The 15,132-nt window shown below is 69.5% G+C and carries 14 protein-coding genes; 5 read left to right on the forward strand and 9 right to left on the reverse strand.

Annotation, left to right across the window (positions count from 1 at the left end; all coding sequences use genetic code 11):
• Positions 1 to 9: 9 nt before the first annotated feature.
• From qcrB to ctaE, 4 genes are all read right to left on the reverse strand, one after another.
• Positions 10 to 1,719: a cytochrome bc1 complex cytochrome b subunit gene (qcrB, locus tag GPA03_RS02790; protein WP_156250463.1), complete on the reverse strand. Its 1,710-nt coding sequence runs from the start codon at positions 1,717 to 1,719 to the stop codon at positions 10 to 12.
• Complete coding sequence (gene qcrA, locus GPA03_RS02795) at positions 1,716 to 2,792, reverse strand: cytochrome bc1 complex Rieske iron-sulfur subunit (RefSeq protein ID WP_156250464.1); 1,077 nt, start codon at positions 2,790 to 2,792, stop codon at positions 1,716 to 1,718. The genes qcrB and qcrA overlap by 4 nt, the downstream gene beginning before the upstream one ends.
• Positions 2,789 to 3,568, reverse strand: coding sequence for a cytochrome bc1 complex diheme cytochrome c subunit (qcrC, locus tag GPA03_RS02800; protein ID WP_421958392.1), 780 nt, complete (start codon positions 3,566 to 3,568; stop codon positions 2,789 to 2,791). Before qcrC ends, qcrA begins: the two co-directional genes overlap by 4 nt.
• Before the next feature lie 71 nt (positions 3,569 to 3,639).
• Positions 3,640 to 4,275 carry an aa3-type cytochrome oxidase subunit III gene (gene ctaE / locus GPA03_RS02805; protein ID WP_241681053.1) on the reverse strand — a complete coding sequence of 212 codons (636 nt, stop codon included), beginning with the start codon at positions 4,273 to 4,275 and terminating at the stop codon, positions 3,640 to 3,642.
• Positions 4,276 to 4,527: 252 nt separating this feature from the next.
• Here ctaE and GPA03_RS02810 point away from each other — a divergent pair, with 252 nt between their 5' ends.
• Both GPA03_RS02810 and trpD read left to right on the forward strand, forming a co-directional pair.
• Positions 4,528 to 4,962 carry a response regulator gene (locus tag GPA03_RS02810; protein WP_156250466.1) on the forward strand — a complete coding sequence of 145 codons (435 nt, stop codon included), beginning with the start codon at positions 4,528 to 4,530 and terminating at the stop codon, positions 4,960 to 4,962.
• A 3-nt stretch (positions 4,963 to 4,965) separates the two neighbouring features.
• On the forward strand, positions 4,966 to 6,039 hold the full coding sequence (gene trpD, locus GPA03_RS02815; protein ID WP_241681054.1) for an anthranilate phosphoribosyltransferase: 1,074 nt from the start codon (positions 4,966 to 4,968) through the stop codon (positions 6,037 to 6,039).
• A 13-nt stretch (positions 6,040 to 6,052) separates the two neighbouring features.
• Here trpD and GPA03_RS02820 read toward each other — a convergent pair whose 3' ends face one another.
• Together GPA03_RS02820 and GPA03_RS02825 are read right to left on the reverse strand one after the other, a co-directional pair.
• Positions 6,053 to 6,898 (reverse strand): tyrosine-protein phosphatase, encoded by an 846-nt coding sequence (locus GPA03_RS02820; RefSeq protein WP_156250467.1) that lies wholly within the window; start codon positions 6,896 to 6,898, stop codon positions 6,053 to 6,055.
• A gap of 4 nt (positions 6,899 to 6,902) precedes the next feature.
• Positions 6,903 to 7,184 (reverse strand): Lrp/AsnC family transcriptional regulator, encoded by a 282-nt coding sequence (locus GPA03_RS02825; protein WP_156250468.1) that lies wholly within the window; start codon positions 7,182 to 7,184, stop codon positions 6,903 to 6,905.
• A 110-nt stretch (positions 7,185 to 7,294) separates the two neighbouring features.
• On the opposite strand from GPA03_RS02825, the gene GPA03_RS02830 reads away from it, so the two are divergent.
• A complete protein-coding gene (locus tag GPA03_RS02830; RefSeq protein WP_156250469.1) occupies positions 7,295 to 8,125 on the forward strand; it encodes an immunity protein Imm33 domain-containing protein in 831 nt (276 codons plus the stop codon).
• Here the strand turns inward: GPA03_RS02830 and GPA03_RS02835 are convergent.
• From GPA03_RS02835 to GPA03_RS02845, 3 genes are all read right to left on the reverse strand, one after another.
• Positions 8,110 to 9,888 carry a DEDD exonuclease domain-containing protein gene (locus GPA03_RS02835; RefSeq protein WP_156250470.1) on the reverse strand — a complete coding sequence of 593 codons (1,779 nt, stop codon included), beginning with the start codon at positions 9,886 to 9,888 and terminating at the stop codon, positions 8,110 to 8,112. The genes GPA03_RS02830 and GPA03_RS02835 overlap by 16 nt on opposite strands.
• 44 nt (positions 9,889 to 9,932) lie before the next feature.
• Positions 9,933 to 11,759 carry an AMP-dependent synthetase/ligase gene (locus GPA03_RS02840; protein ID WP_156250471.1) on the reverse strand — a complete coding sequence of 609 codons (1,827 nt, stop codon included), beginning with the start codon at positions 11,757 to 11,759 and terminating at the stop codon, positions 9,933 to 9,935.
• 79 nt (positions 11,760 to 11,838) lie between these two features.
• Positions 11,839 to 12,315 carry a hypothetical protein gene (locus GPA03_RS02845; RefSeq protein ID WP_156250472.1) on the reverse strand — a complete coding sequence of 159 codons (477 nt, stop codon included), beginning with the start codon at positions 12,313 to 12,315 and terminating at the stop codon, positions 11,839 to 11,841.
• Positions 12,316 to 12,410: 95 nt separating this feature from the next.
• On the opposite strand from GPA03_RS02845, the gene GPA03_RS02850 reads away from it, so the two are divergent.
• Both GPA03_RS02850 and GPA03_RS02855 read left to right on the forward strand, forming a co-directional pair.
• Positions 12,411 to 13,649: a pyrophosphate--fructose-6-phosphate 1-phosphotransferase gene (locus GPA03_RS02850; RefSeq protein ID WP_156250473.1), complete on the forward strand. Its 1,239-nt coding sequence runs from the start codon at positions 12,411 to 12,413 to the stop codon at positions 13,647 to 13,649.
• Positions 13,650 to 13,766: 117 nt separating this feature from the next.
• Positions 13,767 to 15,131, forward strand: a complete 1,365-nt coding sequence (locus GPA03_RS02855; RefSeq protein WP_241681055.1) for a class II 3-deoxy-7-phosphoheptulonate synthase — start codon at positions 13,767 to 13,769, stop codon at positions 15,129 to 15,131.
• Position 15,132: the final 1 nt, after the last annotated feature.

The following is a 15,132-nucleotide window of genomic DNA, read 5'->3' on the forward strand; positions in this document are numbered from 1 at the left end:
CCAGGTGGGTCAGTGTGATGTTCCGCTGGTGCTGGTCAGCTCGCCGACGCGAGACGATTCGCCGGCGGGGAGCTGGTCGTGCTCGCCGTGGCTGTGCGCGGTCGCAAGCTCGGCGGGCGTGACCGGCTCGACGCGATCCTCGTAGAAGAAGCGGGAGAGCGTGGTGCGGATCCCGTCGAGGCGGCCACCAGGGCGGCGGACGCCGTTCGCGTCCTCTGCCGGAGCGAGCTGCAACGGGCGGTACACGTGGTGGCCGACCCTGACCCAGCGCTCGAACTCGTCGAGCGGCTGGTGCACCTCGTAGAACCGGCCGTCGGCGGTCCTGCGGACGGTGCCGGTCTCGTGGCCGTGCAGCACGACCTCCCGGTCCTTGCGCTGCAGGGCCAGACAGATCCGCTTGGTGATGACGAACACCACCACCGGGAGCACGAAGAACAGCACCCGCAGCACCCAGGTGATCGCGTTCAGCGACAGCCCGAAATGCGTCGCCACCAGGTCGTTCGCACCGGCGACCAGCAGCACGATGAAGACGCTGAGGAACGCGGCGCCGAGCGAGGTGCGCGTGGCCGCGTTGCGTGGCCGGTCCAGCACGTGGTGCTCGCCTGTGTCCTTGGTGACCGCCGCCTCGATGAACGGGTATGCGCCCAGGAACGTGAACAGCAGGCCCGGTATCACGACCGCCGGGATCAGGACGTTCAGGGAGAGCGTCCAGCCGAGGATCACGAACTCCGGCTGACCCGGCATCAGGCGCAGCGATCCCTCGAGGAAGAGCATGTACCAGTCGGGCTGAGCGCCGGCCGAGACCAGCGCCGGGTCGAACGGGCCGTAGTTCCACACCGAGTTGATGCTCATGAAGGCACCCATGAGCGCCAGCACACCGAAGACGATGAAGAAGAAGCCGCCGGCCTTCGCCATGTACACGGGGAAGAGCGGGTAGCCGACCACGTTCTTGTCGGTCCGACCAGGTCCGGGGTACTGGGTGTGCTTCTGCCAGAACACGAGGAACAGGTGCAGGGCGACGAGACCGAGGATCAGCGCGGGGATCAGCAGGATGTGCAGCGTGAACATCCGTGGGATCACGTCGGTGCCGGGGAACTCGCCTCCGAAGACCATGTAGGACATGTAGGAGCCGATGATCGGAAGCGACTTGACCACACCGTCGGTGATCCGCAGGCCGTTGCCCGAGAGCACGTCGTCGGGCAGCGAGTAGCCGGTCAGACCAGCGAGCAGGCTGAGGATCAGCATGGAGAAGCCGACGAGGTAGTTCAGCTCGCGGGGCTTGCGGAACGCACCCGTGAAGAAGATGCGCAGCATGTGGACCACCATCGAGCCCACGAACATCAGCGCTGCCCAGTGGTGGATCTGCCGCATCAGCAGGCCGCCGCGCACGTGGAACGACATGTTGAGCGTCGAGGCAAAGGCCTCCGACATCTCCACGCCCTGCATCGTGACCGGCAGCGCATCCTCCGGATAGTGCACCTCGGTCATCGAGGGCACGAAGAACATCGTGAGGAAGAAGCCCGAGAGCAGCAGCACGATGAAGCTGTACAGCGCGATCTCGCCCAGCAGGAAGGACCAGTGGTCGGGGAACAGCTTGCGGGACAGCCCCTTGATCATCGAGGCCGCGCCGACACGTTGGTCGAGGTAGTCGACAGTCCCGGAGACGGGCTTGGGGACGATCGGCTCGGTGATCGCTGCGGATGTGGTCGTGTCAGTCATCGCTCACGCTGCCAATAGCTCGGGCCGACGGGCTCGTCGAAGTCCGCCTTGGCGTACAGGTAACCCTCTTCGTCGACCGCGATCGGGAGCTGGGGGAGCGCCCGCTTCGCCGGTCCGAACACCACCTTCGCGGCATCGGTGATGTCGAAGGTGGACTGGTGGCACGGGCACAGCAGGTGGTGCGTCTGCTGCTCGTACAGTGCCACCGGGCACCCGACGTGGGTGCAGATCTTGGAGTAGGCGACGATGCCCTCGTAGGACCAGTCCGCTCGCTCGGCCGACTCCTTGAGCAGGCCTGGGTCGACACGGACCAGAAGCACGACGGCCTTGGCCTTCTCCTCGAGATAGTGCTCCTCCTCGGGGAGACCGTGGGGGATCACGTGCACGATGTTGTTGTTCGTGATCTCGGACGCCTTGATACGGCGGTCCTGGGGGTCGACCGCGAGGTAGCGGTACTGACCCTGGTAGTAGCGCTCGGGGTCACCGCCGCGCACGGGTCGCCACGCGGTGCGGGCGAACTTGCTGATGTCCCAGTCGGCGCCGAGGTTGCCGATCAGCGGGACCAGGAACGCCAGCGGTGCCAGCGCGAGAGCGCCCCCGACGGCGCCCTTGAGGACCGGACGGCGAGCGATGTTCGCCTCGCTGCCGCCGTCGCGGAGCATCTCGAAGGCCTGCTGCTGCACGGACGGGCCGGCCGACATCGGGTGCCGGTCCTCCACCTTCTCGGCGTCGTCCATCAGTGCTCGCGCCCACTGGACCGCGGCCACGCCGATACCCAGCATGCCGAGGCCGAGGCCGGCGCCGATGACCAGTGTCGAGAGCCGGACGTCGAGGATGCTGGGCTCGTCGAGCGGGATCACGAAGTAGCCGACGACCCCGGCGATGCTGGCCAGGACCGAGATCAGGAAGATCACGACCACCTGGCGCTCGGAGCGCTTGGAGACCTTCGGGTCGGAGTCGGCGAGACGGTGCCGGTGCGGCGCCAGACCCGGGTTCTCGAACCGTTCGGGGAGCCGCCCGTCCGTGCCGGACCTGGCGACCTCGGTGGATGGCTGCTGCTCGTGACTGCTCATGAGGACCTCGATCCGACCCAGACGGCGATGCCGATCAGCGAGCCGAGCCCGACGATGAACACCCAGATCCCCTCGGAGACCGGGCCGATGGAACCGAGCGCGAACCCGCCAGGCTGCGTGCCCCGCTGCTCCATGAGGAACGCGATCACGTCGCGCTTCTCGTCGGGTGTGAGCGTCGCGTCGTTGAACCCGGGCATGGACTGCGGACCGGTCAGCATCGCCTCGTAGATGACCGTCGGGGTGGACTCCATCAGGGAGGGCGCGTACTTGCCCTCGGTCAGTGCGCCACCGGCGCCGACGGCGTTGTGGCACATCGCGCAGTTGGTGCGGAACAGCAGCATGCCGTTCGCGGGGCTGCCCTGGGCCGGATCCACCTGATCCTCGGTGGGGATCTCCGGGCCGGGACCGAGCGTGGCGACGTAGGCGGCTAGGTCGAGTGCCTCGGACTCGTCGAACTGCGGAGGCTTGGCCGGTGCCTGGGCACCGCTGGCCTGCATCGGCATCCGGCCGGTGGTCACCTGGAAGTGCACCGACGCTGCGCCGACGCCGATCAGTGACGGCGCGAGATCGCTCCCGACCGCACCGGTGCCGTGGCAGGTGGCGCAGTTGGTGATGAAGAGCTTCTCACCGTGCGCCGCGTCACCGGTGGTCTGCGTGTCGGCCTGCGCCGCGTTGGGCGCCACGGCGGTGTAGATCCCGCCGACGAGCACCAGCGCGAAGGCCAGCAGCAGCATCGGGGCGAACCGGCTGCGACGCCCGCGGCCACGTGCACTCACGCGTGCCTCTCCTCTCGATCGCCGAACCCGGGTGACCGGGCGTTCGCTGTCCTGCTTCTCGCTCACGCCGCTCACCTCAGGAAGTAGATGACGCCGAACAGCAGGAGCCAGACAGCGTCGACGAAGTGCCAGTAGTACGAGACGACGACCGCGTGGGTCGCCTCTCGGTGGCCGAACTTGTACGCCGAGAACGTGCGCACCAGCACGAACAGGAACGCGATGAGGCCACCCAGCACGTGCAGTCCGTGGAACCCGGTCGCGAGGTAGAACACCGCGCCGTAGGTCGAGTTGGTGAAGGTGAGGCCCTCGTGCGCGAGCTCGGCGTACTCGAAGACCTGGCCGGCGATGAAGATCGAGCCGAGGATGTAGGTGAGGGTGAACCACTCCTTCATGCCCCAGCCGCCGAGATTCAGCAGCGACCCGCTGCGAACCGGTCGGAAGTGCTCGGCGGCTCGAACGCCCAGCTGACACGTCACGGATGACGAGACCAGGATGATCGTGTTGCCGAGCGAGAACGGGATGTTCAGCAGTCCGGAGCTCTCCGCCCACACCTCGGGACCGGCGACTGACCGGTGCGTGAAGTAGATGGCGAACAGGCCGGCGAAGAACATCAGCTCGCTCGAGAGCCAGACGATGACGCCCACCTTGGTCAGGTCAGGGCGGTGCACCGTCACAAGCGGACGCAGCGCAGGAGAGGTCGACGACACGTGCCCATTATGGCCGGTCCGAGAGCTCCTCGGGTCACCTGGAGCAACTCCGTAGGGGCGCGTCGGAGATTCACGCTGACGAGGTGACGCGATCTCCCGACCCGTCACGTCGATTGCCCCTCTGGGGGCGTGCAGGGCCGCTCCACGCATCGGAGCCGCCGGTCCTGACCCGGCACTAGGCTGTGGGTGGGATGTGCGTGTGCCAGATGCGCATGTCGAGGATCGCAACCAGCACGTGATGAGGGATCGAGAATGGCCGTAGCACACGACGTGGTCGAGGCGAGCGCCGCGAAGGCGCCGGAGCAGCGGGCCACCGTGCTGCTCTACAGCGACGACCGCGCCACCCGCGCTGAGATCCGCACGTTGGTCGGGCGTCGTGCGTCGATCGACACCCCGTTGATCGACTGGGTCGAGGTCGCCTCGCCCCAGGCCGTGATCGACACCGTCAAGCGTGCGAAGTTCGATCTGCTCGTTCTCGACGGCGAGACACCGAAGGTCGGGGGCATCGGGATGTGCCGCACGCTCAAGACCTCGATCTACGAGTGCCCGCCGGTGATGCTGCTGATCGCGCGGCAGCAGGATGCGTGGCTGGCCTCCTGGTCGGAGGCAGACGCTGTCGTGGCGGCGCCCTTCGACCCCGTCGAGCTCCAGGAGACCGTGGCGGCGCAGCTGCGCGAGGAGGACTGACCCGTGTCGGTGACGTCGACCGATGCCGACGTCAGCTGGCCTGATCTGCTTGCCCGCCTGCTGCAGCGCCAGGACCTCAGCCACGAGGAGACCGCCTGGGCCATGGACCAGGTGATGTCGGGCGCCACCAGCCCGGTGATCCTCTCCGGCTTCCTGATGGCGCTCGGCACCAAGGGCGAGACCGTCGCGGAGCTGCGCGGGCTTGCCGACTCGATGCTCGCCCACTCGGTGCCGATCGAGGTCCCGGGTGACTCGGTGGACATCGTCGGTACCGGGGGAGACCGGCATCGCTCGGTCAACATCTCCACGACGGCGGCGATCGTCGTCGCGGGTGCCGGACTGACCGTGGTCAAGCACGGCAACCGGGCCGCTTCCTCGGCCAGCGGCGCAGCCGACGTGCTCGAGGCCCTCGGAGTCCGGCTCGACCTGCCTCCGGCACGCTCCGCGGAGATCGCGCGCGAGGTCGGGATCACCTTCCTGTTCGCCGCGAGCTACCACCCGGCCATGCGCCACGCGGGCCCGGTCCGTGGTGAGCTCAAGGTGCCCACCGCCTTCAACGTGCTCGGACCGCTGACCAACCCGGCGCAGCCCCGCGCCGGCGCGATCGGCGTCGGGAACCCGCACATGGCGCCCCTGGTCGCCGGCGTGTTCGCGGAGCGTGGCCGCAGCACCCTCGTGTTCCGGAACGACGACGGTCTCGACGAGCTCGCACCCACCGCCCCGGGTCGCATCTGGGAGGTGACCGACGCCACCGGGGGGGAGGTCGTGGAGCAGACCATCGACTTCGTCGCCGACCTCGGCCTCGGCTCAGCCACGCTCGACGACCTGCGCGGGGGCGACGCCGCCGTGAACGCCCAGGCGCTCCGTGACGTGCTCGCAGGCGTGCCCGGACCGGTGCGGGAGACCGTGCTGCTCAACGCGGCAGCCGCGATCGTGGCCGACGGCCGGCGGCCGGGTGTGGCCACGGGCAGTCTGGTCGAGCGGCTCCGCGCAGGCCTGCAGATCGCCGCCGAGTCCGTGGACTCGGGAGCCGCTGCCGACACGTTGCAGCGCTGGGTCACGGCTTCCAGCGCCTGACCCGCGAGAGACGTCAGTCCCGCAGTCGGGCTCGCAGCCTCGCCGTGTCCTCCTCGGTCCAGCCCCAGGCCCCGAGCACCTGCCGCAGCCGTGCCTGGTCGCCACCGGGCTGCACGTGCTCGATGAGATCGGCCATGGTCTCGGGGTGGGTCATGTGCCACTCGGGCGGCTGCCCCGCGAGCACCGCGGCGTAGGTGGGTGTCGACACCAGTCGCTCGAGGATCCGCTCCACGCGTTGGCCGCTGGCGGCGTAGTCGTCGATGACCGCGGCCGGTTCCGCGCCGGCCAGCAGGAGCGCCAGCGCCACCAGCGTGCCCGTGCGGTCCTTGCCGGCTGCGCAGTGCACGAGCGCGGCACCCTCGGCCTCGGCGATCGCTCGCAGACCTGCCACCACCGAGTCCGGCCGGTCGCTCAGGTACGACAGGTAGTGGGCCGTCGCCGGGTTCTCGTGCTCCGTCGTGGGCTCCAGCCCGACCCAGGGCAACGCCTGCCCGAGCGCCTCGGCGGACTCCTCGGTCTCGACCGGCTCCGGTCCTGGTCCGGGCGCCGACCGCTCGGGGATGCCGTCGCCGTCGAGGTCTCGCTCGTCGAAGAACGAGTGGTGATGGATGCGCACCCACGGCTCCCGTGCGAGCGGGCCGGGCCCGGTGGAGCTCACCTCGGTGTCACTGCGCAGATCGACGACGTCGGTGAGCCCCCGACGGCGGAGCTCATCGATATCCTGCTGCGTCAGGTCCTGGAGGTTGTCCGACCGGAGCAACCTGCCCGGGCGGATGCTGCCGCCATCGGTGGTGGGGATGCCACCGACGTCGCGGAGGTTGACGACGCCGTCGAGCTCGATCCAGGAGATCGGAGTCATGCGCTCAGTCGCCCAGCCCGAGGGCGAACGCGGCCTCGAGGTCGTGCTGGGAGTAGGACTGGAAGGCGAGGTAGGTCTGCGTGCGCACCACGCCCTCCACCTTGCTGAGCTTGTCTGCGATCACGCCCGCGAGCTGGTGGTGCTCGGGCACCCGGACCAGCGCGATCAGATCCACGTTGCCGGTCACCGAGTACACCTCGCTGACGCCCTCGATCTCGGCGGCCTCCTGCGCCACCTCGGGGATGCGCGACGCCTCGACATCGATCAGCACGATCGCAGTGATCATCCGGTCCTCCTCGTAGTCCTCACCCTCATCATGCACGAGCGTGGGCGGTTGGACGAGCGCCTCGGCGAACCGGCAGGATGTCGGGATCGACCGGTTCCAGAGGGGGACACATGACCGAGATCGAGGCGCTGCTGCGCCGTGGTGGCTGGGACCTCGTCGACCCACGTCCGATCGCTGCGCAGCACCCGGACACCTTCACGCTGCCCACGCCTGCCGACCTCGCCGCCCTCCGACCCGGGAGCCTCGTGCGCGCAGCCTTCCGGACCGTGACGATCGCCGATCCCGTACGCGACCGGCGCGATCCGTACGACGAGCAGGGCCGCCCGGTGCTGGTGGCGATCACCGAGCGCATGTGGGCGATCGTGGTGGCCGGCGACAGCGAGACTCTCGCGTGCGTCATGGACAACCACCCCTTCGCGACCCACACGCGGCTGCTCCCGCACGACCGCGTGCAGATCCCGCTCACCCACGTCATCGCCACGGGCGACCCGATTCCCGATCTGGCCGGGCTGCATGAGTTCCTCGCAGCATGGGAGAACGATCCTCAGCACCCGCTGGTCGACCCGCTCACCCCGGTGGATCCCCTCGGTCCTCCCCGGATCCGCGGCAGCCAGGCGCGGGTCGTGGAGCGCACCGGCGTGCCGGCACATCCCCCGATCCCGTTCGCCAACGTGCTGGTCTCGAAGAATGTCACGCCCGAGTCGGTGCCGCTCTACGGCGCACGGTTCGAGCCCGTTCCCGAACGGGGCGACTGCGGCTGGGTCTTCTTCACCGGCCCGCCCGATCTGGAGAAGGTCGCGCAGACGATCGGGTTCGAGGTGCTCACGCTGCAGGCAGCTCAGCAGCGCCACCCCCGGATCCAGCCCTATCTCGCCATGGCGCCCGGCTGGGGATTCACGTTGCTGCCCGAAGGCGCCGACGACATCTACCCGGCTGCCTGAAGCCGGTGCGTGCGCACACGGTCGGGGAGGCTGTGCGGCGCCGCCGTGACCGGGACGGACCAGCCCGCTGCCGCGGGGTGGTCGAACTCGATCAGCCGGGCGCCGCTGCTCCCCAGCCAGCCCGCGAGCAACTCTGACTCCTCCGTGCTCGCAGCACCCCCGGGACGTTCGGGCGCCGCCACGACCTCCCCGGTGGCGAGCAGCTGGTCGACGATCGCCATCGGGTCGACGCCCCGGGGGCTGATCGCGGTGCCGGCGAAGCGGCCGTGGCGCACCAGCACGATCTCCCACCCGCCGCCCGCTGCCCGCGCGGCGACGATCTGACGGGCACCCTGGACCTCGGACAGGCGCAGTGCCCGCCCCAGCGTGCGCGAGAACGCCTCGGCGCGGTCTCGACAGCCGGCGGCCTCCTCGTAGCGTTCCTCGGCCATCAGCCTGTCCATGTGCTCGACGGCGGTGCTCACCACCGCGTCCGTGCGCCCGGTCATGGCTGCTTCGGCCTGCGCGACGATCTCGGGGTAGCCCGCTGCTGCCGCGGCGTCGACGCACGGCGCGCTGCACCGGCCGATCTCGGCGAGCATGCAGCCCTGAGCATCGCTGCGCGGGACGATCGGCAACCTGCGCGTGCACTGCCGCAGCGGGATCGCCTGCTGCATCGCCTCGACGGCAAGCTGTGCCGCGCTCCGGCTCGAGAAGGGGCCGACCGCGATCGCGCCCAGTGGCACCTTGCGCACGATGGAGAGCCTCGGGTGCGGCTCGTCGGTCAGCCGCACCCACGGCAGCCGGTCGGGTCGCTTGGACCGGCGGTTGTAGGGCGGGTCGTGTGCGGCAATCAGCCTCAGCTCACGAACCTGAGCCTCCAACCTGCTGGCACAGGGGATGCCGCGTACCTCGGTGGCGAGATCGACCATCTCACCGATCCTGCGTCGCTTCTCGGAGGCGGTGAAGTACTGCCGCACCCGGCGGCGCAGATCGGTGGCGGTCCCGATGTAGAGGATCTCGGAGCCGGGGCCGATGAACTGGTAGACGCCGGGGGAGTGCGGCAGGTGATCGGCCAGCGTGACACGGCGGCGGCGGGCGGGCGGGACCGGGTCGGTGGCTGTGGCGAGGTCCTCGAGGTGCGAGACCCCGAGCGAGGCCATCCGGCCGAGCAGCCCGTGCAGCACATCCACCGTGGCGCGCGCATCCTGCAGCGCGCGGTGGTTCGGTGTGGTGGTCGAGCCGAACACCCGGGCCAGGCTCGCGAGCTTGTGGTTCGGCGCCTCGTCGCGTGTCACCACGCGGCGCGCGAGACGCACCGTGTCGATGACGCAGGGGCGCGGCCAGGCAATGTCCATGCGCACGGCGTTGGCCTTGAGGAACCCGACGTCGAACGGCGCGTTGTGCGCCACCAGCACGGCGCCGTGGGCGAACTCCAGGAACGCGGGCAGCACCTCCTCGATCGGCGGCGCCGCGATCACCATCGCGGTGGTGATGCCGGTCAGCACCGTGATCGTGGGCGGGATCGGCATGCCGGGGTTGACGAGCGTGCCGAACTCACCGAGGACCTCACCGCCACGTACCTTGACCGCGCCGATCTCGGTGATCTCGCTGCCCGCCGGCGAACCTCCGGTGGTCTCGAGATCGACGACGACGAAGGTCACCTCGTGCAGCGGCACCCCGATCGCGTCGAGGGCGAGCTGGACGGGCCGGCCCCCGGTTCCCGGCTCGTCACCGAGCCGGATCCGGGCGCCGGGCGGGCGTTCCTGAAGGTCGTGTCGCATCGAGTCGGACGCTAGAACACACGTCCGACATCGATGCGCGCAGGTCAGGCGGAGCTGCTCTCCGCGTTGCGGTCGGCGGCGGCGCGGGCGTACAGGTCGTCGATGAGGTTGGCGTAGTCGCCCAGCACCTTGGCGCGCTTCACCTTGAGGGAGGGCGTCAGGTAGTCGTTGTCGATCGTGAAGTCGTCGGTCAGCACCTCGAACTTGCGGATCGACTCGGCGCGGGAGACCTTCGAGTTGGTCCGATCGACAGCACGTTGCAGGGCGGCGAGCACGTCAGGGTGCTTGGCGGCCTCGTCCACGCCCATCTCCGGCAGCGAGTGGTTCGACAGCCACGCCGGCAGCATCTCGCCGTCGAGCGTGATGAGCGCGGCCACGAACGGACGCTGGTCGCCGACCACCAGGCACTGGCTGATCAGCGGGTGCGAGCGCAGCCGGTCCTCGAGCTGGGACGGCACCACGTTCTTGCCGGCGGCGGTGACGATCAGCTCCTTCTTGCGACCGGTGATCTTGAGGTAGCCGTCGCTGTCGAGCTCACCGATGTCGCCGGTGTGGAACCAGCCGTCCTCGATGGCCTCCGCGGTGGCCTGCTCGTTGCCCCGATAGGCGGCGAACACGCCGACGCCCTTGGCGAGGATCTCGCCGTCGGCGTCGATCTTGATCGTGGTTCCGGGCAGCGGCGGGCCGACCGTGCCGATCTTGGCCTTGTCGGGCAGGCTGACCGAGAGCGGAGCGGTGGTCTCGGTCAGGCCGTAGCCCTCGAGCACGGTCAGCCCGACGCCACGGAAGAAGTGGCCCAGCCGCTCACCGAGCGGGGCACCACCGGAGATCGCGAAGTCGGCCTGCCCGCCGAGCGCGTCGCGGATCTTGTGCAGCACGAGCTTGTCGGCGACCTTGTGCTGGAGCTTGAGACCGAACGACGGGCCGCCGGTGTCGAGCGAGCGCGAGTAGGCCTGGGCGACCCGGGCTGCCCAGTGGAAGATCTTGATCTTCCCGCCGGCAGCGGCCTTGGCCTCCGAGGAGTTGTAGACCTTCTCGAACACGCGCGGGACCGACAGGATGAAGGTGGGGCGGAACGTCGCGATGTCAGCCATCAGCGTCTTGGTGTCCGGTGTGTGCCCCTGCGGCACACCCGCGGTGACGCAGAGCACCTCGACGAAACGTGCGAACACGTGCGCCAGCGGCATGAACAGCAGCGTGCGGGAGTGCGCGTGCAGGATCTGGCTGCCGAGGGCCTCGACGGCGTTGCGCGTCAGCTCCACGAAGTTGCCGTGGCTCAGCTCGGCACCCTTGGGCTTGCCGGTGGTGCCGGAGGTGTAGATCACGGTGGCGAGGTCGCCGAGCCGGACCGCGTCGCGGCGCTCACGGACCGCGTCGTCGCTGACGTCGACACCCGCGGCGGCGAGCTGCTCCAGCGCGCCGTCGTCGATCTGCCAGACGTGCTCGAGCGAGGGCGCCTTCTTGCGGGCCTTCTCGATCACGTCGACGTGGCCGCCGTTCTCCGCGACGGCCGCGACAGCGCCGGAGTCGGAGAGGATCCACGCCGTCTGGGAGGCGGACGAGGTCTCGTACACCGGAACCGGCACGGCTCCGGCGTACCAGATGCCGAAGTCGAGGAACGTCCACTCCGGTCGTGTGCGGGCCATGATCGCGACGCGGTCGCCGGCCTCGATACCGGAGGCGATCAGGCCCTTGGCGATCGCGGTCGCCGTCGCGTGCATCTCTGCCGCGGTGACCGGGCGCCAGCTTCCGTCGACCAGGCGCTCGACGAGGACCTTCTCGGGCGTGCGGTTGGCGTGGTCGGCGAGCAGGTCGCCGATGGACAGCTCGTCCGGAGTCGTGACGAGCTGGGGGGAGGTGAAGGTGTCCATTGCTGGCTCCGGTGGCAGAACGGGAAGGACGGGCGGGTGCTGAGGTGGGGTCAGGCTATCGGTCAACTGGCCCGGAGACTCACACGACGGCGCCGTCGTCGTCGTCATCCCTCGAACGCGGAAGGCGCCAGAAGGCGATGCCCCAGCCGAGCAGCGTCGCCGCGAGCAGGGTCAGCCAGACGATGGCCGGTGCGCTCGGCCACAGCAGCACGAGCACCAGCAGCAGTGCGGGCCCGGCGATCGCGCCCGTCCACGCGAGGAGTCTGATCGGGTCGGCGCTCTGGAGCGGCTCCGGCTCGGGCGGCTCGAACGGTTCGTCGAGATCATCGGGGACCGCGTAGTCGCGGGGTCCGCCGACCGTGTCCGCTGGTTCGTGGGCGTCCGGCAGCGGCGGCACCGCAGGGCGTGCGGGCGCTTCGTCGCCCTCCGCACGAGCGAGCCTCAGGTCCTCGAGGTCCGGCCCGCTCATCAGCTCGGCGAAGCGGCGGTCGACCTCTTCCTGGGTGGGCCCGTCACGCCCGGCTCCGCCCGGCAGGGGCTCCGGAGGCTGCGGCATGTGACCCAGCCTAAGCCCGGCTCTAGTGTTGTCCCCAGAGTCGCCGCACGCCGGTGGCAGAACATCCGGAGCACCACGAGAGGAAACAGTCGCCGATGTCCGAGGCACGCCAGATCCGCAAGGTCGCCCTTCTCACCGCCGGCGGCTTCGCGCCGTGCTTGTCCGCCGCCGTCGGCAAGCTCGTGACGCGCTACTCCGCCGTGCTCCCGGAGGCCGAGATCATCGCCTACCAGTACGGCTATCACGGCCTGCTGACCGGGACCTCGATCACGATCGACGACGAGGCGCGCGCCAACGCCGCGATCCTCGACCGGTTCGGCGGCAGCCCGATCGGCAACAGCCGCGTCAAGCTGACCAACGCGAAGAACCTCGTGGAGCGCGGCCTCGTGCAGGAGGGTCAGGACCCGCTGCAGGTCGCGGCCGAGCAGCTGCGCGCCGACGGCGTGGACGTGCTGCACACGATCGGCGGTGACGACACCAACACCACGGCAGCCGATCTCGCCGCCTACCTGGAGTCCAACGGCTACCACCTCGAGGTGGTCGGGCTGCCCAAGACGATCGACAACGACATCATCCCGATCCGGCAGTCGCTCGGCGCGATGACCGCCGCCGAGCAGGCCTCGATCTTCGCCCAGAACATCATCGGCGAGCACCGCTCCAACCCGCGCATGCTGATCGTGCACGAGGTCATGGGCCGGCACTGCGGCTGGCTGACCGCGGCTGCTGCTCGGGACTACCGCGCCTGGCTCGACACCCAGGAGTGGAACCCGAACCTCGGCCTGACGCGCGAGCGCTGGGACGTGCACGCCGTCTTCCTGCCCGAGCTCAAGCTCGACATGCAGGGCGAGGCCGCACGCCTGCGCGGGATCATGGACGAGATCGGCAACGTCAACATCTTCCTGTCCGAGGGCGCAGGCGTGCCGGAGATCGTCGCCGAGCTCGAGGCGGCCGGGGAAGAGGTGCAGCGCGATCCCTTCGGGCACGTCAAGCTCGACACGATCAACCCGGGCGCCTGGTTCGCGAAGCAGTTCGCCTCGCTGATCGGCGCCGAGAAGACGATGGTGCAGAAGAGCGGCTACTTCTCCCGCTCGGCCAGGGCCAACGACGCGGATCTCGAGCTGATCGGCCAGATGGTGGATCTCGCCGTCGAGACCGCGCTGGCGGGTGTCTCGGGCGTGATCGGCCACGACGAGGAGAACGGCGACGAGCTCCGCGCCATCGAGTTCCCGCGTATCGCCGGCGGCAAGGCCTTCGATGTGAACGCGCCGTGGTTCGGCGAGCTGCTCGAGGGCATCGGCCAGCCCCTGGTCGCGGCGGAGCCTGCTCCTCACTGAGGGCTGGTGAGGCTGCCGTCCCCGACGCCGGCAGAGACTCGAGGGCCGGACGGCACCCTGCTGTCCGGCCCTCGGGCGGTGTTCGGGCACGTCGGTGCAGCGCCCTATCCTGGCGTGGTGAGTGTGCAGAGCGATCAGGTCACCGACGCCGCAGCCCAGGCAGGGCTCGACCGGTGGCGTGAGCTGACCGCGCTGCAGCAGCCGAAGTGGTCCGACGCCGGGGCGCTGGCCGCCGTGACCGCCGAGCTGTCCACGCAGCCGCCGCTGGTGTTCGCGGGCGAGGCCGACAACCTGCGCGAGCGGTTGGCGGCCGCCTCCCGGGGTGAGGCGTTCCTGCTGCAGGGTGGGGACTGCGCCGAGAACTTCGCCGAGGTCACAGCCGACAACATCCGCGACAAGATCAAGACGATCCTGCAGATGGCGGTCGTGCTGACCTACGGCGCCTCCATGCCGATCATCAAGATGGGCCGGATGGCGGGCCAGTTCGCGAAGCCACGCAGCTCCGACGTCGAGACCCGCGACGGCGTGACGCTGCCGGCGTACCGCGGCGACATCATCAACTCCTACGAGTTCTCGCCCGAGGCGCGCATCCCGGACCCGCAGCGGCTGCTCGCGGCCTACCGGAGCTCGGCCACCTCGCTCAACCTGATCCGCGCGTTCACGCAGGGTGGGTTCGCCGATCTGCGTCGGGTGCACGAGTGGAACCGGGGCTTCCTCGACAACCCCGCCTACGCGGCCTACGACGCGTTCGCGGGCGAGATCGACCGCGCGATCCGTTTCATGCAGGCCGCCGGCGCCGACTTCGACGCTCTCAAGACCGTGGAGTTCTACTCCTCGCACGAGGGTCTGCTGCTCGACTACGAGCGCCCCCTCACGCGGATCGACTCGCGCACCGGGCTTCCCTACGACTGCTCCGCGCACTTCCTGTGGATCGGCGAGCGCACCCGTCAGCTCGACGGTGCGCACGTGGACTTCTTCTCCCGCGTGCGAAACCCGCTCGGCGTCAAGCTCGGTCCCACGAGCACGGTCAAGGACGCCGTTGCGCTGATCGATGCGCTCAATCCCGACGGCGAACCGGGCCGTCTCACGTTCATCACCCGCATGGGCGCGGGCAAGGTCCGTGACCTGCTCCCGGCGCTCGTCGAGGGCGTGTCAGCCGACGGCCGGCCCGTCACCTGGGTGTGCGACCCGATGCACGGGAACGGGATCACCTCGGCGAACGGCTACAAGACCCGCCGGTTCACCGACGTGATCGACGAGGTGCGCGGCTTCTTCGAGGTGCACCGCAGCCTCGGCACCGTCCCCGGCGGTCTGCACGTCGAGCTCACCGGTGACGACGTCACCGAGGTGCTGGGCGGCAGCGAGGAGATCGACGACATCGCGCTGACGAGGCGGTACACCACGCTCGTCGACCCGCGGCTGAACCATCAGCAGTCGCTCGAGATGGCGTTCCTGGTCGCGGAGATGCTGAGGGACGCTTGAC

The organism is Pseudactinotalea terrae, assembly GCF_009733845.1.
Lineage (GTDB): Bacteria > Actinomycetota > Actinomycetes > Actinomycetales > Beutenbergiaceae > Pseudactinotalea > Pseudactinotalea terrae.